Genomic DNA, 17,726 nt, shown 5'->3' with positions numbered 1-17,726 from the left:
CACCTTCAATTATATTTAGGAATTTACCATGTGATTTGCGGTTAGACGTAATCGTTCATATAAGTAATCTCCGACGCCAGCTGGAAATTGCGCATCGGTTATTGCAATATGCATATTTTCTAACCATGCATCTCTTTCGTAAGTTGTTATTTTAAATTCCATGTGTCTCTTTTTTAACATCGGATGTCCGTGTTCTTCAGTATATAGGTTTGGTCCACCAAGAAATTGAGTGAGAAATTGTTTTTGTTTTCTACTCGTTTCGGCAAAATCCCCAGGAAACAAATGATTGATTCTATCATCTTTTTCGACTAAGGAATAGAAATGATCAATCATATTGTAGAGCGCTGTTTCACCTATAATATCGTATGGCGTTTTAGACATAATATCACAAATTTCCATTAATATATTACTAATATAACATGAATTTTTACATTTAAAAGTAATTTGACTTTTTACAATGACGTTGGATTAGTTCTCAATTTGATTCTTGTAATCGAAGAAACGTTGTACTTTATTTTTAGGTACAGTGTGTTCAAGATTAAATTCATTTAATAGCTTATTAAATTTCTGCAAGCCACTGTTATAATCATTAACTTCAAATTCTAATTCATAATCAACCTTGTCGAAATAATCACTTCTATCTAATACTAATAATTCATCTTGATAAGTTGTTTCCAGACGCGCTGTTGTTAGTGCACCTAATATAGTGAGTTCATTGTCATTAACACCGTATGATTCAATAATGTCTCGAATATCATGCGGTAATGTGTGCGTGGATATCACATCACCAGTGTTTGGATGATACGTCACCATATGATTGTATTCCATTAAACCTACTTCGGCTGGTACTTTTAAGGTCATTTCGTATGTATCATTTTTAACGCGAATACGTAATGCTGACTTATGATTACGTAATGTGAAACTTGGCGTATCAATATAATAGTTTGTTTGAGTAAAAGGTTCTTTATGTTCGAAAAATGCATGCTTAAATTTATCGTACACGTCTTTATTTAGTAATTGTTTGAATTCAATTTCATTATTTGTAGCCATAACTAGCACCTCGAAATCCATTTATTGTAATACATTATGACTGAGTTGTATCAAAATTTAAAGTAATTAAAGTTGTGTGAAATAAGTAAATATGAGCAAAAAAGTATAGATTTTAAAATGATGTGTCTAACGGCGACGTAACGGCGTTAATTGAACAGGACTAAACGATTAATAAGTGCATTTCAAACGTGTGTTATGCAGTTGAATTATGTTAAACTAGTAAAGAATAATAAGGAGGAACAAGCATGCGTATTTATGTAAATGAAATTAAAATTAAAGACGATGGCATTTATTGCTACTCAGAAGATCCAACTGATGGGTTAGTAGAAGTAGGGCAAATGCTTGTTGATAGTGATAATTATGGATTTGCCTACTTATTAGATGATGGACAATCGTATGATTACTTGATTTTCGTTCAAGAAACATGGTCCATGTTGCATGAGAATAGAGGCAAGAAATTAATTGTAAACGATGAATTGGAATTAGAACATTTTCAAGAGGAATTAGATTATATCCTTGAGAATGTTGAAGGAAATAATAACTATGGTAAGGAGTTTGTTTCAGCTGTTGAAGAAACTTTTGACCTAAAGTGAAGCGGAGTGAAACAATATGAATCAATGGGATCAATTTTTAACACCATATAAACAAGCCGTTGATGAGTTGAAGGTAAAATTAAAAGGTTTGCGTAAGCAATATGAAGTTGGAGAAGATGCTTCACCCATTGAATTCGTTACTGGTCGAGTAAAACCAATTACGAGTATTATTGATAAGGCGAATAAAAGGGGTATACCATTTGATCGACTACGTGAAGAGATGTATGATATTGCCGGTCTAAGAATGATGTGTCAATTTGTGGATGATATCGACGTTGTGGTTAATATGCTTAGACAGCGCCAGGATTTCAAGGTAATTGAAGAACGTGACTATATTAATAATACGAAACAAAGTGGTTATCGTTCATATCATATGATTATTGAGTACCCAATTGAAACGCTAAATGGTCAGAAAGCTATTTTAGCGGAAATCCAAATTCGAACATTAGCGATGAATTTCTGGGCTACCATCGAACATACACTTAGATATAAATATGACGGTGATTATCCAGCAGAAATTCAGCATCGTCTTGAACGTGCAGCAGAAGCGGCATATCTTCTAGACGAGGAAATGTCTGAGATTAAAGATGAAATTCAAGAAGCACAGAAATATTATTCTCAAAAACGTGCAAAAAAACATGACTAATGAGGTGTGGGGATGCGTTATACAATCTTGTCAAAAGGTGATTCGAAATCTAATGCATTAAAGCATAAAATGATAAATCATATGAAAGACTTCCATATGGTAGAAGATGCCGTTAATCCAGAAATAGTGATTTCGGTAGGTGGAGATGGAACGTTGCTCCAAGCTTTTCACCAATATAGTCATATGTTGTCACAGGTGGCGTTTGTCGGTGTACATACAGGCCATTTAGGGTTTTATGCTGATTGGTTGCCTCATGAAGTGGAAAAATTAATTATCGAAATTAATAATTCTGAATTTCAAGTCATTGAATATCCATTGTTAGAAATTATTGTGAGATACAATGACAATGGTTATGAAACACGTTATTTAGCTTTAAATGAAGCAACGATGAAGACTGAAAATGGATCGACACTCGTTGTGGATGTAGGTATTCGTGGAAAACAATTTGAGCGTTTTAGAGGGGATGGATTATGTATTTCAACACCATCAGGTTCTACTGCCTATAATAAAGCATTAGGTGGTGCGTTAATACATCCTTCACTTGAAGCCATGCAAATCGCTGAAATTGCTTCTATCAATAATAGAGTTTTTAGAACAGTGGGGTCACCACTTGTTTTGCCTAAGCATCATACATGCTTAATCACACCAGTTAATCACGACACGATACTTACCACAATTGATCATGTGAGTTTAAAACATAAAAATGTCAATGGTATCCAATTTAGAGTAGCGAACGAGAAAGTTCGATTTGCTAGATTTAGACCATTCCCATTCTGGAAAAGGGTACATGATTCATTTATAGAGAGTGAAGATGGTCGATGAAATTTGTATATAAGATTCAGCATAATGAACTGCTTAAGTCTTTTTTACAGCGTCATCAATACTCTAAAAAGACAATTAGCGCCATTAAACTTAATGGCGCTTTAATTATTAATAATAAGCATGTCACCGTAAGGAAAATGATGATGCCGGGTGATGAATTAACCATTGAGTTGCCTGAAGAAATACCTAGTGCGTATTTAATACCTTCTAACAACCCTGTTGAAGTGCTATATGAAGACGACTATTTAATTATTGTTTCTAAACCGCATCATTTAAATAGTACACCATCAAGAGAACATCCACATGATAGTTTGATAGAACGCGTATTGTACTATTTGAATGATGGACAATTTATGCATTCGGTGATTGTACCGCATATTGTTACACGTTTAGATCGTAATACTCGTGGCATTGTTGTATTTGCTAAGTATGGGCATATCCATCATTTAATGTCGATGATGGCTCTAGATAAACGATATATGTGCGTGTGTTATGGTCAAACGTCAATCGATGGTGTGATCGAAGCGCCAATTGCAAGAGACAGTCAAAGTATTATCACTAGGAAGGTAGATAATTCGGGGAAATACGCTAAAACATCGTATAAAGCGATTGCGCATAAACCTAATGCGAGCCTATGTGAAATTAAATTACATACCGGGCGTACACACCAAATACGCGTTCATTTTAATTATATTGGGCATCCACTTGTAGGCGATGATTTATATGAGGGAAGTCATCCTACTATTCATACGCAATCTTTACAATGCTATAAAGTGACATTCATACATCCGATTTATAATAAAGAGATTGAGATAGAGATAGATTATAAATGGCTAGACAAGATATATACAGAATTATAATAAGATTTGGAGGTGCTGACGTTGTCATTAGAAACAGAAAATAATGACTATAACAATGAGGAAGTCTATAACCAAAATTTGTTAGACGAGTTATTAATACAAGATGATATTGATCGTTTTAGAGAAGAATTTCTAGCAATGCATGAATATGAACAAAGTGAATACTTTGAAGATACAACGAATGAGAACAGACAAAAAATATTTGAATTTTTATCACCACAAGAAGTTGGGGAATTCTTTGAACAATTAGAGATTGATGATGAAGCATATGAGGACCTCTTTGATACGATGAATGCGCATTATGCGAGTAAAGTATTAGAAGAAATGTCTTCCGATAATGCCGTAGACATTTTAAATGAGCTGTCAAAACCGAAAGTAGCTAGCTTGTTAACATTAATGAATCGTGAAGATGCAAATGAAATTAAGCATCTATTACATTACGAAGAAGATACAGCCGGCGGTATAATGACGACGGAATATATTTCGCTTGATGTGAATACACCGGTTAAAGAAGCATTGATGTTAGTAAAAGAACAAGCACCAGATGCCGAAACAATTTATGTTATTTTTGCCGTAAACACGGACGGACAATTAGTTGGTGTATTATCTTTAAGAGATTTAATCGTAGCAGAAAATGATGCTTACATCGAAGATATCATGAGTGAACGTGTCATTAGTGTTAATGTAGCTGATGACCAAGAAGATGTAGCACAAAAGATGAGAGATTATGACTTTATCGCTATGCCAGTTATTGATTATCAACAACATTTATTAGGTATTATTACAATCGATGATATCTTAGATGTCATGGATGAAGAAGCGAGTGAAGACTACTCACGTTTAGCCGGGGTATCTGATATCGACTCAACGAATGATTCTGTTGTCAAAACTGCGACTAAACGACTACCTTGGTTAATCATACTTACATTTTTAGGAATGATTACTGCCACAATATTAGGAAGTTTTGAATCAACATTATCACAAGTTGCGTTGTTAGCAGCATTTATACCAATTATTAGTGGTATGTCTGGGAACTCTGGTACGCAATCATTAGCGGTGTCTGTACGTAATATTTCAACTGGAGAAATTGATGAACAAAGTAAATTTAAGGTTGCTTTAAGAGAAGCGGGAAGTGGCTTACTATCAGGATTAGTGTGTGCCACTGTCTTATTTATTATCATCGTTGTCATTTATAGACAACCATTTTTAGCTTTAATTGTAGGTGGCAGTCTGACTATTGCGATGACAGTTGGTACATTAGTTGGTTCTATGATTCCATTGTTTATGAATAAATTGAATATTGATCCAGCTGTAGCCAGTGGACCATTTATTACAACGATAAATGATATTGTAAGTATGTTAATTTACTTTGGTTTAGCAACAACATTCATGTCATATTTAACATAGGGGGACAAAATGGAGTTTTTTTCACTAGTTATTGTAGTTCTAGCAGCTTTTTTAACACCAATTATTATCAATAGGCTGAACATCAATTTTTTACCAGTTGTCGTAGCTGAAATTATAATGGGGATTATTATTGGTCAGTCTTTTTTAAATTTAGTACATAAAGATAGTATGCTGAACATATTGTCAACTTTAGGGTTTATCTTTTTAATGTTTTTAAGTGGTCTAGAAATTGATTTTAGTACGTTTAAAAAGGATAAAAGAAATCGACAAGGTACTAATAAGCATGAAAAGAATGTACCAAGTCATCTTAACTTAGCCTTAACTGTGTTTGCTTTTATCATGATTATTTCTGTTATATTAGCGTACGCGTTCAAATGGTTAGGGCTAGTAGATGATGTCTTGTTAATGATTATTATTATATCAACGATATCACTAGGTGTTGTCGTACCGACATTGAAAGAAATGAATATCATGCGTACGACCATTGGTCAATTTATATTGTTAGTGGCCGTATTAGCCGATTTAGTAACAATGGTACTGTTAACTATATACGGTGGTATCAATGGTAGTGGTAATGGTTCTGTTTGGCTTTCAGCAATTCTGCTTGTCTTTACGGCCATTTTCTATATATTAGGTGTTGTATTTAAGCGTATGAAATTTTTACACCGTTTGATTGGTGGCACAACACAAATTGGTATCAGAGCAATATTTGCCCTTATCATTCTTTTAGTCGCACTTGCTGAAGGGGTAGGCGCTGAATACATATTAGGCGCATTCTTAGCGGGTGTCGTTGTATCTTTACTGAAACCAGACGAAGAATTAGTGCATACGCTCGATTCATTTGGATATGGGTTCTTTATTCCAATCTTCTTTATTATGGTGGGTGTTGATTTAAATATTCCGTCATTAATTAAAGAACCATCACTATTATTAATCATTCCAGTATTAATTATCGCTTTTATTATTTCGAAATTAATTCCAGTTTTCTTTATTCGACGATGGTTTGACAGCAAGACAACAATAGCATCAGCATTTTTATTAACGTCAACACTATCATTAGTCATTGCCTCTGCTAAAATTGCAGAACAATTAAATACGATATCATCTGAAATGTCAGGCATACTTATTTTAAGTGCGATTATTACTTGTGTGTTTGTACCAATTATTTTCAAGAAAATGTTTCCAATTCCCGATGAAGCTAATCGTAAAATTGATATTGCGTTAATAGGTAAGAATCAGTTGACGATTCCAATTGTGCAAAATTTATCACCACATCTTTATAACGTGACCTTATATTATCGTAAAGATTTAGGGGATAAACGTAATTTATCGGATCATATAACTGTGGTTGAAATCGCGCACTATGAGGAACACCTCTTAGAAAGATTAGGATTATTCAATCAAGATATTGTAGTTTGTTCTGCTAATGATGATAGTCTTAACCGAGAAGTCGCTAAATTAGCTAAAGCACATGATGTTAAGCGTGTCATTTGTCGATTAGAAAACAGTAATGAAGATGAAGAAATGAAAGGTGAAGGTATTGAAGTATTCAGTAACTTCATTAGTAATAAAATCTTCTTACAAGGCTTAATCGAAACACCAAATATGTTGAACATTTTAAGCAATGTGGAAACATCATTATATGAAATTGAAATGTTAAATCATCAATATGAAAATATTCAGTTACGTAATTTCCCATTTGGCGGTGACATTATCTTTGTACGAATTATCCGTAACAATGAATCCATCGTCCCTCATGGTGATACACAATTAAGGTATAAAGATAGACTTATCGTAACGGGCTCGAAAGAGTACGTTGATGAATTAAAATCAGATTTAGAGTTTTATTATTGATTGAGTGGAATCAACAATTGATTATGAGGTCGGAACAAAGATATTTAGTATTTGAGAAGAACCGAGTGATTTGCAAAATTGTTTCTCAAACGTTGTAGGGTGTGAAAGTACTCAGCTTGCGCTACTTGTAGAATTGCTTATAGGAAATCGCTAGCCAGGGGGTAACTCCGCCGTTAATCCTCATTTTTGAGTGGCTAAAGCAAAATCACTATTTAAAATAACGCGTTCTAAGTTTAGCTTTTCCAAAGTACAATCTTTATATTTCCGCCTCTTTTCATCTCATAAGGTAATAATATTGCTTTATAATTGTTGAGTAAGAATGGTAAAATAATAACGTTAGATTAGTCTACATTGTTAATACAGTGAGATTAAGATATAAAAAATCGATGATTAAGGAGTTATTTCGAATGATTAATCTTGAAAATAAAACCTTCGTAATTATGGGTATTGCTAATAAACGTAGTATCGGATTTGGCGTTGCAAAGGTATTAGATCAATTAGGGGCTAAACTTGTTTTCACGTATCGTAAAGACCGTAGCCGCAAAGAATTAGAAAAATTATTAGAACAATTAAATCAAGAAGATCCTAAACTATATCAAATTGATGTTCAAAAAGATGAAGATGTAGTCAATGGTTTCGCGAAAATTGGCGAAGAAGTAGGCAATATTGATGGTGTATATCATTCTATCGCTTTTGCTAATATCGAAGATTTACGTGGCCGTTTCTCAGAAACATCAAGAGAAGGTTTCTTACTTGCTCAAGATATCAGCTCTTATTCATTAACAATTGTTGCACATGAAGCGAAGAAATTAATGCCAAATGGTGGTAGTATTGTTGCAACAACATATCTTGGTGGCGAATTTGCTGTTCAAAACTATAACGTTATGGGCGTAGCGAAAGCAAGTTTAGAAGCGAATGTGAAATATTTAGCCTATGATTTAGGTCCAGATAATATTCGTGTCAATGCGATCTCTGCAGGTCCAATTCGTACATTAAGTGCTAAAGGTGTCGGTGGCTTCAATACAATCCTTAAAGAAATTGAAGAACGTGCACCATTAAGACGAAATGTAGATCAAGAAGAAGTAGGTAAAACAGCTGCTTATTTATTAAGTGATTTCTCAAGCGGTGTGACTGGAGAGAACATTCACGTAGATAGTGGTTTCCACGCAATAAAATAATGAGTATATTTAATATGGGAGCGGGACAACGAATTTATTTTAAATTCTGTCCTGTTCTCTTTTTTTCTAAAAAAGGGAGTAGATTTGAATTCGTAATAAATTCAAACCTACTCCTAAAATATATTATACATTTGTATCAAATTAATCTTTGACGTCGCTATTCGCTTTATCAATAATACGTTGACGATATTTAAAGACATTGCTTGCGACGGTCTTAAGTACTGCATAAAGAGGGACGGCAATTAAAATAAGTGTAAAGCCACCTAAATCTCCTGCAGCTAAAATAACGACAATGATAGTAAGTGGGTGAATACTCAAAGATTTACCCATAACATTCGGCGTAATGACGTTACCTTCAAGTTGTTGCGCGATTAATGTCACCACACAAACCCAAATAAATGTAGTAGGGCCATCAATAATACCTAGTATGCCTGCAGGTGCAAAAGATAACCATGGTCCTAAGAAAGGAATTAAGTTAGCTACACCGGCAAATAGTACTAATAAAGGTGTGTAAGGTAAGCCTATAATTGTATAACCAATATATAAAATAACCCCTAGGATAACACTCACTGTCACTTGTCCTTGAATGTATGATTTTAAAGTGAAGTTTAAATCTTTCATTAAATCGACTACAAATACTTTACGCTCTCCTTTGAAAAATTTAGCAAGCGCAGGAATAAATTTTTCATGATCTTTTAACATGTAAATTAAGAAGAACGGTACCATGATAAGTAAGAAGACAGTTGAAATAAATGACGTAATGTAAGAGAATGAGTTGGCTAAAATACCTGTCAAACTGTCACTCATTGATTTAACAGCTGAATTAATTCTATCTGTTACGTCACTTGGAAGTTTATCCATTTGAGTAAGTGAGAAATTAACAATCTGTTCAGCCTCTTTTTGTAATGATGGTGCCGCTTTAATTAAGCTGTTCACATTCGAAATAATGATTGGTGCTATAAATGCGACAACGATTGCAATGATAGCAATTAAACCAATAAAGATGGTTGTAATACTTGCCCAACGTGGGAATCCCCACTTTTCAAGAATATTTTGAAAAGGTAAGCAGATATAAAATAAAAATCCGCTAATCATAAATGGAAGAAACACAGAACCAATAATGGTTACAATAGGTGCAAAAACGCTTTGTACTTCCATAAACAATTTAATTAGCACGAACAAGATAATTAGGGCAATACCTGTTCGAAACCAAACTTTGTTAAGCATATGCTTACGTCCTCCTATTTTCATTTGTTCACTATTTATTAAGTATATATCAATTAAGACATGTTAAAAAGGGAAATTTTAACTGCAAGAAATACACAGAAATCCATCACACTTAAATTCAGATACGTAAACCAAACCTTCAACAAACCTAAAACAACACCACAACTTTCAAACTAAAATACGGTGGGGCCCCAGCACAGAGAATTTCGAAAAGAAATTCCACAAGCAAAGCAAGCTGGGGGAATGGAGATCCTAGCCTATCCGTATTAAATCGTCTTCTTTCCCTAATAACTATGATTAAATTACCAAATTTCATGAATATGAAACATTTGTTTTTTCAGAGATTTAAAAGTCATCGTGAACTTGATACAATGAGTATATTCTATTTAGGGGGCGTCAATGTCATGTCGAATTTTAAAGCAGGCAAAATTAATAAACATATCTTACATAGTCATATCTTAGAAAGAGATGTTACATTATCAGTATATTTGCCTGAAGATTATTCTGAACTATTCAAATATCAAGTCATTATTTGTTTTGACGGGTTAGATTTTTTAAGATTTGGAAGACTTCAGCGTGAATATGAACGTTTAAGAAGAGAGGATGAAATTCAACGCGCGATTATTGTCGGTTTCCATTATGAAGATGTTGATAAGCGTCGAGAAGAGTTTCATCCACAAGGAAGTAGAAGTCAGAAGACGGTACAAGCCGTAGGTAAAGAGTTGCTGCCATTTATTGATAATACGTTTCCAACATATAAAGTAGGAAACGCCAGAATTTTAATGGGTGATAGTCTTGCAGGCAGTATAGCACTATTAACCGCATTAACATATCCAACCATATTCAGCCAAATTGCAATGCTTAGCCCACATTCAGATGCTACAGTTATAGATAAATTTAATCATTGCATACAGTATAATGAATTATCTATTTGGCATGCGATAGGGTTAGAAGAGGAAGATTTTGCCTTACCAACAACGGGGGAACGTGCGAACTTTTTAACACCGAATAGAGCGCTTGCAGATGTGATTAAAGATAAGGGCGTGACCTACCATTATTTAGAGTTTGAAGGCGGGCATAATTGGAAATCTTGGAAGCCATTATTACCAGATGTACTAACGTATTTTCTTGGTGATGAAGTAACGGCACCATCAGATGAAGTTTAATTCGTTTTATTAGGAAAAGGGGAATCAAGGGTATAGTGTCAGTTTGTACAATGATTTTTTGATGATGCGAAATGAAATATTTAATTATTGTAAACCTTTTCAAAAAATTCTGCTAACTAATAACGTAAAATATAGAATTTTGCTATAATGGTAATATGTTAAACAAAGGAGGAATTTAAATGAATATAGGATTAGCATTAATTCCGTCAAAATCATTTCAAGATGAAGTGAACGGTTATCGTAAACGTTATGATACTGAATATGCACGTATCATGCCTCATATCACGATCAAGTCACACTTTGAAATCAATGATGATGAATTAGATTCAGTAAAAGAAGAAGTTAAAAAAAGATTAGAAGGTTTTAAACCAGTTGAAGTGCATGCAACAAAAGCTTCAAGTTTTAAACCAACTAACAATGTGATTTATTTTAAAGTTGCTAAAACAGACGAATTAGAACAGCTTTTCAATTTATTTAATACTGAAGATTTTCATGGTGAAGCGGAACATCCATTTGTACCGCACTTTACAATTGCTCAAGGTTTAACAAGCCAAGAATTTGAAGATATATTTGGTCAAGTAGAATTAGTAGGGGTAGACCTTAAAGAAAATATTGAAGAACTTTCATTGTTACGCTATGACGAGGAAGAAGATAAATGGAAAGTGATTGATACTTTCAAATTAGCGTAATTGTAAATAATAATAAGCAAAATAAAATCTAGTTAACGTACATTATTTGCACGTTAACTAGATTTTTTAGTGTTTTATGTTAAATACGATTTACTTTGCCTCGGTGCTTAATAAAATAAATGCCGTAGAAAATAGCCAATATTAAAAAGATCGCGGCAGAAAAGTAAAATGTATTACTTAGCCCGTTAGAAAATTGAGCAATTAAACCACCAAATAAGGGACCAATCATAGAGCCAAAGCCTTGAACGCTGTTGAAGACGCCCCAAGTTTCCTCTTGTTCAGCGGGGTCAATTTGTCCTGCCATAAATGTATTCCATGCTGGTAATAATATGCCATACATTAATCCTATAAATATTGCTACGATCCATACAACAACAATATTGGTTACTAGTGATAAACCGAAGATAAATGCTGTAAATAGTAAAAAGCCTACAAAAATAACGGCATACATAAATCCTTTACTATTTTTATCGATAATTTTAGATAAGAATAGCATTGAAATCGCACAACCTGCGCCACCGATAGCAATGGCAACGGTATACTCAATTGTGCTAACACCAACTACCTTAGTCGCATATGTTGGTAGTATAGGTAACAATGCTGAGATAGATGCACCTTGTAACAAAATGCCCGGGAATAATACCAAATGGCGCTTCATAACATTGACAATTTGTCCTAATTGTTCACTTACAGGTTTCGTATTATAATTTGTTAATTTAACGTCAACAAAATAATACAACACCCATGCAATAACTACGACGAGTGACATCATAAATGCAAATCGAGTTGGATGTATTTTAACTAATACATTCATAAACGCCCAACCAACAAGTAAACCTAACAACCAAGAAAAGTAGACATAACCCATTTGTTTGCCACGCTGTGCTTCTTCTACACTTGATAACATGATGACCCATATAGGGCTAACTGCGATACCTAGCATGATTGCACTAATAATGATTACTATAGGATTAGCTGGAAACCAAATGACTAAGAATAAACTCATAAAAGCTAATAAAAATCCAAGGGTTAATACTAGCTTAGTACCAAATTTTTTTAAGAGGAATCCAATGATAAAATTTGTTGCTGCATCGGATATAAAGTGAATTGATAATGCCGCTGATGTTACTGCTACTGCAATCGAAGTAACGGTTGGTAAGTAATTGACGTAACTTAATACATACATACCTCTTGCAAATTCCATTAAGAATAAAATAACGAGCATTATCTTAAAGTTTTTACTAATTCCTTTACTACTTAACGAAGAATTTGGCATACAAAGGTACCTTTCCGTAAATTTCCTGTTGTTGTGATGAACTGTCCAGGATATTTAGTAAATCGGTACATAATCTATAAGTTGAATGATCAACTTTTTCTTCAGTCATTTTATTAGTCATAGCTTGTAACCGTTCTTCGTGATTGGTTAAGTCAGAAACGATTTCGATAGCTTCCTCAGGTGTGTTTGCAATTTTTCCGTATGATTTATCTTGGAAATACAATGCGTTTTCAAGTTCTTGACCTGGTGCTGGATTTAAAAATATCATTGGTAAACTACGTGTTAAACCTTCAGAAATTGTAATCCCACCTGGTTTTGTAATCATAAGTTGACTTGAAGCCATCCATTCATTCATATGTTTGGTATAACCTAGAATGAGTACGTTATCATATGACTTAAATTGTGCTTCTAAAGTACGTTTTAGTGCTTTACTACGTCCGCAAATCATCACGATTTGTGATTGAGGACTCTTCTTAAGGATACTATCAATCATAAAGTCAAATCCTTTAGAAACGCCAAATGCGCCTGCAGACATTAAAATAGTTGGTTTATCAGGATTTAAATGATGCTTTTGTAACCAAACTACTTTATCGATATCAGATTCGAACTTATCAGAAATTGGTATGCCAGTTACTTTGATATCAGAAGCTGGAATACCTGCATTGATAAAATCACGCTTAGTATCTTCAGTAGCGACATAATATCGATGAGAATTAGGCGTTATCCAGTTTTTTTGCAAACGATAATCTGTCATAACCGTTGCAATTGGAATGTTCATGTTAAATTGCTCAGTCAACACTGACATTACTGGTGTAGGGAACGTCAATAAGATTAAGTCTGGCTTTTCTTTAAGCAACAAATTAATCAATTTATTTAATCCATAATATTTATAAAAACATTTATCTAACTCATCAGGGCGACTATAATAAAAGTTCTTATACATATTTCTAAAATATTTAAAGCTATTGATATACCATTTTTTGCAAATAGAAGTTAAAATTGGATGTGCTTCCATAAACAAGTCATGCTCAATAACTGATAGGTGAGACAAATTCATTTCGTTAAGTTGATTAACAACACTTTGAGTCACCTGTAAATGTCCGTTTCCAAATGAGCCGGTAATAATCAATATCTTTTTATTTTGAGTAACCATTAATAGTCACCCTCCATTAATTTAAATTTAAAATACGCATTAACGTATTTAATGCGAACGATAATAGCATTAAATACGGATACTCAGTTATCGTATTATATTTATACCCTTTATTAACAGTATAAATTTCATTTATAGTGCATTATAGCATACTAACGAAGTTAACATCATCTTTATATCACTATCCTAGCACTAATATATTTAAATGTATTGAATTGTAGTGATATATATAGGAAATTTTAAAATAATTAACGCTTAATTAATAATTTCTTCACTTTATTGATTCATATATTGAGTGTGAGGTTAAAACTAATATTTTAATGATTATAAATTTATCAACAACTTCAAAACGTGTATAATAAACTTATTGTAAAAAAAGGAGCGATACATTTTGAATGCGAATGAGTTGTTCGAAAAAATACGAGTAAAACAAGTAATAGGTACTTTAGATATAAATGTTACAGATATCACTACAGATTCACGTACTGCAAGTGAAGGAAGTATATTCGTCGCATCAAAAGGTTACACGGTTGATAGCCATAGATTTTGTCAGAATGTTGTAGATCAAGGCGCAAAAGTCATTGTAGTTAATCAACAACAAGACATTAGCGGGAACGTAACGCAAGTTATTGTACCAGATACATTAAGAGTTGCTAGCTTATTAGCGCATACACTATATGACTATCCGAGCCATCAATTAACGACAATTGGTGTAACAGGGACAAATGGTAAAACTTCAATTGCTACGATGATCCATCTCATTTATAGAGGATTAGGCAAAGGTAGTGCATATTTAGGAACGAATGGTTTCCAAATCAACGAATATAAAACTAAAGGTGCAAACACGACACCAGAAACGGTCTCTTTGACTAAAAAGATTAAACAAGCTGTCGATGAAGATGCGGAAGTTATGACTATGGAAGTATCTAGCCACGGCTTATCATTAGGAAGATTAAGAGGCGTTGAATTTGATGTAGCGGTATTCTCTAATTTGACACAAGATCATTTAGATTTCCATGGCACAATGGAAGCTTACGGTCACGCTAAGTCATTATTATTTAGTCAATTAGGAGAAGATTTATCGAAAGAGAAGTATGCCATTGTCAACAATGATGACGCATTCTCTGAGTACTTGGCGTCAGTGACACCATATGAAATTTTTACGTATGGTATAGATCACGATGCGCAATTTATGGCTACCAATATTCAAGAATCTTTACAAGGTGTTCAGTTTGATTTTGTAACACCTATTGGTACTTATAATGTTAAAACCCCATATGTAGGTAAATTTAATATTTCAAATATCATGGCTGCTATGATTGCTGTTTGGAGTAAGGGTACGTCAATGGAAGATATTGTTAAGGTGGTTGAAACTTTAGAACCAGTTGAAGGTCGTTTAGAAGTGCTTGATCCACCGTTACCGATAGATTTAATTATTGACTATGCACATACAGCTGATGGAATGAATAAATTAATAGATGCTGTGAAACCTTTCGTAAAACAGAAATTAATCTTTTTAATTGGTATGGCTGGAGAACGTGACTTAACTAAGACACCTGAAATGGGTGCAGTAGCATGTAGGGCAGATTATGTTATATTCACACCAGATAATCCAGCTAATGACGATCCTAAAATGTTGACAGCTGAACTCGCTAAAGGTGCTACACATGATCATTACATTGAATTTGAGGACAGAGCTGAAGGTATTAGACACGCCATTGATGTGGCCGAACCAGGAGATACAGTCGTATTAGCTTCTAAAGGAAGAGAACCATATCAAATCATGCCTGGACATGTTAAGGTACCTCATAGAGATGATTTAATTGGACTGGAAGCAGCATACAAGAAATTTGGCGGTGGCTCTGGTGAACATTAAACAATTAACTATTAATGGTGAAATTGTTAATGCATATCTATGTATTATTGAAGCAACAGAGCAAATTATGATAGCTATACCTGATGTATTTTGGTCAATAGAACTAGATGTACGTATGAATAGTGACGACATTAAAGAAGAATTGATAATGCAATTATTTGCATTTGTAGATGAAGAAGCAGCGATACATATTGCTTCAAATTTAACAAAATGGATTGTGAATGATTTTAAAGGAGATTAATAGATGAGTTTAAAAGAAGAAGTTGAATCAAGAAAGACGTTCGCCATCATCTCTCACCCAGATGCTGGTAAAACGACATTGACTGAAAAGTTATTATATTTTAGTGGTGCTATAAGAGAAGCGGGTACAGTCAAAGGTAAAAAAACAGGGAAATTTGCAACAAGTGACTGGATGAAAGTCGAACAAGAACGTGGTATCTCAGTAACAAGTTCAGTTATGCAATTTGATTATGATGACTACAAAATTAATATTCTAGATACACCAGGACACGAAGACTTCTCAGAAGATACTTACCGTACATTAATGGCAGTGGATAGTGCGGTAATGGTTATTGACTGCGCCAAAGGTATTGAACCGCAAACCTTGAAATTATTTAAAGTATGTAAAATGAGAGGTATTCCGATTTTTACATTTATTAATAAATTAGACCGTGTAGGTAAAGAGCCATTTGAATTATTAGATGAGATTGAAGAAACATTAAACATCGATACGTACCCTATGAATTGGCCAATTGGTATGGGGCAAAATTTCTTTGGTATTATTGACCGTGATTCAAAGTCTATCGAACCTTTTAGAGATGAAGAAAATGTCTTACACTTAAATGATGATTATGAATTGCAAGAATCACATCCCATTAGTAATGACAGTGCATTTGCGCAAGCGATTGAAGAATTCATGCTCGTAGAAGAAGCGGGTGAAGACTTTGATAATGATGCGCTATTGAATGGTGAACTGACACCGGTATTCTTTGGTTCTGCTTTAGCTAACTTTGGTGTACAAAACTTCTTGAATGCCTACGTTGATCATGCACCTATGCCGAATGCACGTCAAACAAATGAAGAAGTTGAAGTAAGTCCTTTCGATGATGAATTTTCTGGATTTATCTTCAAAATACAAGCCAATATGGATCCTAAACATCGTGACAGAATTGCATTTATGCGTGTCGTAAGTGGCGCATTTGAACGTGGTATGGACGTAACTTTACAACGTACGAATAAAAAGCAAAAAATCACACGTTCAACATCATTTATGGCTGACGATAAAGAAACAGTGAACCATGCCGTAGCCGGAGATATCATTGGTTTATATGACACAGGTAACTATCAAATTGGAGACACATTAGTTGGTGGTAAACAAAAGTATAGTTTCCAAGACTTACCACAATTTACTCCGGAAATATTTATGAAAGTTTCAGCTAAAAACGTAATGAAACAAAAACATTTCCATAAAGGGATTGAACAACTTGTTCAAGAGGGTGCGATTCAATACTATAAAACGCTTCATACGAATCAAATTATTTTAGGTGCCGTAGGACAATTACAATTTGAAGTATTTGAACACCGTATGAAAAATGAATATAATGTTGATGTTGTAATGGAACCTGTCGGTAGAAAAATTGCGCGTTGGATTGAAAATGAAGATGATATTCAAGATAAAATGAACACATCTCGCTCAATATTAGTAAAAGATAGATATGATAATTTTGTCTTCTTATTCGAAAATGAATTTGCAACACGATGGTTCGAAGAAAAATTCCCAGAAATTAAATTGTATAGTCTTTTATAAGCATACGATTGAAAAAGAAGGGTATTAATAACGATTTCAGCTCTTTAAATTTTACAATTTATTGAACGCAAATGGTTTATTTATATGGAGTATGGTGTATAATACACTTAACAAATGAATAC

At 33.7% G+C, this 17,726-nt stretch carries 17 protein-coding genes; 12 read left to right on the top strand and 5 right to left on the bottom strand.

Going from position 1 to position 17,726, the window contains the following annotated elements; all coding sequences use genetic code 11:
- Positions 1-15 precede the first annotated feature (15 nt).
- Together KA878_RS06790 and KA878_RS06785 are read right to left on the bottom strand one after the other, a co-directional pair.
- Positions 16-381 carry a truncated hemoglobin YjbI gene (locus tag KA878_RS06790; RefSeq protein ID WP_053030005.1) on the bottom strand — a complete coding sequence of 122 codons (366 nt, stop codon included), beginning with the start codon at positions 379-381 and terminating at the stop codon, positions 16-18.
- Positions 382-468: 87 nt separating this feature from the next.
- Positions 469-1,050 carry a CYTH domain-containing protein gene (locus KA878_RS06785; RefSeq protein WP_193839555.1) on the bottom strand — a complete coding sequence of 194 codons (582 nt, stop codon included), beginning with the start codon at positions 1,048-1,050 and terminating at the stop codon, positions 469-471.
- A 245-nt stretch (positions 1,051-1,295) separates the two neighbouring features.
- On the opposite strand from KA878_RS06785, the gene KA878_RS06780 reads away from it, so the two are divergent.
- From KA878_RS06780 to fabI, 7 genes are all read left to right on the top strand, one after another.
- A complete protein-coding gene (locus tag KA878_RS06780) occupies positions 1,296-1,643 on the top strand; it encodes a UPF0738 family protein (protein WP_070855082.1) in 348 nt (115 codons plus the stop codon).
- 16 nt (positions 1,644-1,659) lie between these two features.
- The gene (gene yjbM, locus KA878_RS06775) at positions 1,660-2,289 is read left to right on the top strand and encodes a GTP diphosphokinase (protein WP_193839554.1); all 630 of its coding nucleotides are present in this window, start codon (positions 1,660-1,662) and stop codon (positions 2,287-2,289) included.
- Positions 2,290-2,301: 12 nt separating this feature from the next.
- Complete coding sequence (locus tag KA878_RS06770; RefSeq protein WP_011276221.1) at positions 2,302-3,111, top strand: NAD kinase; 810 nt, start codon at positions 2,302-2,304, stop codon at positions 3,109-3,111.
- A complete protein-coding gene (locus KA878_RS06765; RefSeq protein ID WP_193839553.1) occupies positions 3,108-3,971 on the top strand; it encodes an RluA family pseudouridine synthase in 864 nt (287 codons plus the stop codon). Before KA878_RS06770 ends, KA878_RS06765 begins: the two co-directional genes overlap by 4 nt.
- 21 nt (positions 3,972-3,992) lie before the next feature.
- On the top strand, positions 3,993-5,378 hold the full coding sequence (mgtE, locus tag KA878_RS06760; protein ID WP_053029688.1) for a magnesium transporter: 1,386 nt from the start codon (positions 3,993-3,995) through the stop codon (positions 5,376-5,378).
- Positions 5,379-5,387: 9 nt separating this feature from the next.
- Positions 5,388-7,232: a monovalent cation:proton antiporter family protein gene (locus KA878_RS06755; protein WP_053029686.1), complete on the top strand. Its 1,845-nt coding sequence runs from the start codon at positions 5,388-5,390 to the stop codon at positions 7,230-7,232.
- Between the two features lie 407 nt (positions 7,233-7,639).
- Entirely contained in the window at positions 7,640-8,410 is a 771-nt protein-coding gene (gene fabI, locus KA878_RS06750; RefSeq protein WP_053029684.1) for an enoyl-ACP reductase FabI, read from the top strand.
- A 141-nt stretch (positions 8,411-8,551) separates the two neighbouring features.
- Here fabI and cozEa read toward each other — a convergent pair whose 3' ends face one another.
- Positions 8,552-9,637: a lipoteichoic acid biosynthesis protein CozEa gene (gene cozEa, locus KA878_RS06745; RefSeq protein WP_075108384.1), complete on the bottom strand. Its 1,086-nt coding sequence runs from the start codon at positions 9,635-9,637 to the stop codon at positions 8,552-8,554.
- A gap of 404 nt (positions 9,638-10,041) precedes the next feature.
- On the opposite strand from cozEa, the gene KA878_RS06740 reads away from it, so the two are divergent.
- Both KA878_RS06740 and KA878_RS06735 read left to right on the top strand, forming a co-directional pair.
- On the top strand, positions 10,042-10,803 hold the full coding sequence (locus KA878_RS06740; RefSeq protein WP_193839552.1) for an esterase family protein: 762 nt from the start codon (positions 10,042-10,044) through the stop codon (positions 10,801-10,803).
- Positions 10,804-10,982: 179 nt separating this feature from the next.
- On the top strand, positions 10,983-11,492 hold the full coding sequence (locus KA878_RS06735) for a YjcG family protein (RefSeq protein WP_075108386.1): 510 nt from the start codon (positions 10,983-10,985) through the stop codon (positions 11,490-11,492).
- A gap of 79 nt (positions 11,493-11,571) precedes the next feature.
- Here KA878_RS06735 and ltaA read toward each other — a convergent pair whose 3' ends face one another.
- Both ltaA and KA878_RS06725 read right to left on the bottom strand, forming a co-directional pair.
- The gene (ltaA, locus tag KA878_RS06730) at positions 11,572-12,768 is read right to left on the bottom strand and encodes a lipoteichoic acid biosynthesis MFS flippase LtaA (RefSeq protein WP_075108387.1); all 1,197 of its coding nucleotides are present in this window, start codon (positions 12,766-12,768) and stop codon (positions 11,572-11,574) included.
- A complete protein-coding gene (locus tag KA878_RS06725; protein ID WP_193839551.1) occupies positions 12,746-13,921 on the bottom strand; it encodes a diglucosyl diacylglycerol synthase in 1,176 nt (391 codons plus the stop codon). The genes ltaA and KA878_RS06725 overlap by 23 nt, the downstream gene beginning before the upstream one ends.
- Before the next feature lie 391 nt (positions 13,922-14,312).
- On the opposite strand from KA878_RS06725, the gene KA878_RS06720 reads away from it, so the two are divergent.
- The 3 genes from KA878_RS06720 to KA878_RS06710 are packed head-to-tail and all read left to right on the top strand — an operon-like array spanning position 14,313 to position 17,604.
- Complete coding sequence (locus tag KA878_RS06720) at positions 14,313-15,797, top strand: UDP-N-acetylmuramoyl-L-alanyl-D-glutamate--L-lysine ligase (RefSeq protein WP_193839550.1); 1,485 nt, start codon at positions 14,313-14,315, stop codon at positions 15,795-15,797.
- Positions 15,787-16,038, top strand: a complete 252-nt coding sequence (locus KA878_RS06715; RefSeq protein WP_193839549.1) for a YueH family protein — start codon at positions 15,787-15,789, stop codon at positions 16,036-16,038. The genes KA878_RS06720 and KA878_RS06715 overlap by 11 nt, the downstream gene beginning before the upstream one ends.
- A gap of 3 nt (positions 16,039-16,041) precedes the next feature.
- Positions 16,042-17,604, top strand: a complete 1,563-nt coding sequence (locus tag KA878_RS06710; RefSeq protein WP_070855076.1) for a peptide chain release factor 3 — start codon at positions 16,042-16,044, stop codon at positions 17,602-17,604.
- The last annotated feature ends 122 nt before the right edge of the window (positions 17,605-17,726 follow it).

Source organism: Staphylococcus sp. GDY8P57P, assembly GCF_017892585.1.
GTDB classification, from domain to species: Bacteria; Bacillota; Bacilli; order Staphylococcales; family Staphylococcaceae; genus Staphylococcus; species Staphylococcus borealis.
Note: the sequence above shows the minus strand (reverse complement) of the source record. Positions and strands in the feature narration are given on the sequence as shown.

Excerpts from the sequence above, each read along its gene's own strand:
- KA878_RS06790 (WP_053030005.1), bottom strand. The coding sequence starts at position 381 with ATGTCTAAAACGCCATACGATATTATAGGTGAAACAGCGCTCTACAAT.
- KA878_RS06785 (WP_193839555.1), bottom strand. The coding sequence starts at position 1,050 with ATGGCTACAAATAATGAAATTGAATTCAAACAATTACTAAATAAAGAC.
- KA878_RS06780 (WP_070855082.1), top strand. The coding sequence starts at position 1,296 with ATGCGTATTTATGTAAATGAAATTAAAATTAAAGACGATGGCATTTAT.
- yjbM (WP_193839554.1), top strand. The coding sequence starts at position 1,660 with ATGAATCAATGGGATCAATTTTTAACACCATATAAACAAGCCGTTGAT.
- KA878_RS06770 (WP_011276221.1), top strand. The coding sequence starts at position 2,302 with ATGCGTTATACAATCTTGTCAAAAGGTGATTCGAAATCTAATGCATTA.
- KA878_RS06765 (WP_193839553.1), top strand. The coding sequence starts at position 3,108 with ATGAAATTTGTATATAAGATTCAGCATAATGAACTGCTTAAGTCTTTT.
- KA878_RS06755 (WP_053029686.1), top strand. The coding sequence starts at position 5,388 with ATGGAGTTTTTTTCACTAGTTATTGTAGTTCTAGCAGCTTTTTTAACA.
- fabI (WP_053029684.1), top strand. The coding sequence starts at position 7,640 with ATGATTAATCTTGAAAATAAAACCTTCGTAATTATGGGTATTGCTAAT.
- cozEa (WP_075108384.1), bottom strand. The coding sequence starts at position 9,637 with ATGCTTAACAAAGTTTGGTTTCGAACAGGTATTGCCCTAATTATCTTG.
- KA878_RS06740 (WP_193839552.1), top strand. The coding sequence starts at position 10,042 with ATGTCGAATTTTAAAGCAGGCAAAATTAATAAACATATCTTACATAGT.
- KA878_RS06735 (WP_075108386.1), top strand. The coding sequence starts at position 10,983 with ATGAATATAGGATTAGCATTAATTCCGTCAAAATCATTTCAAGATGAA.
- ltaA (WP_075108387.1), bottom strand. The coding sequence starts at position 12,768 with ATGCCAAATTCTTCGTTAAGTAGTAAAGGAATTAGTAAAAACTTTAAG.
- KA878_RS06725 (WP_193839551.1), bottom strand. The coding sequence starts at position 13,921 with ATGGTTACTCAAAATAAAAAGATATTGATTATTACCGGCTCATTTGGA.
- KA878_RS06710 (WP_070855076.1), top strand. The coding sequence starts at position 16,042 with ATGAGTTTAAAAGAAGAAGTTGAATCAAGAAAGACGTTCGCCATCATC.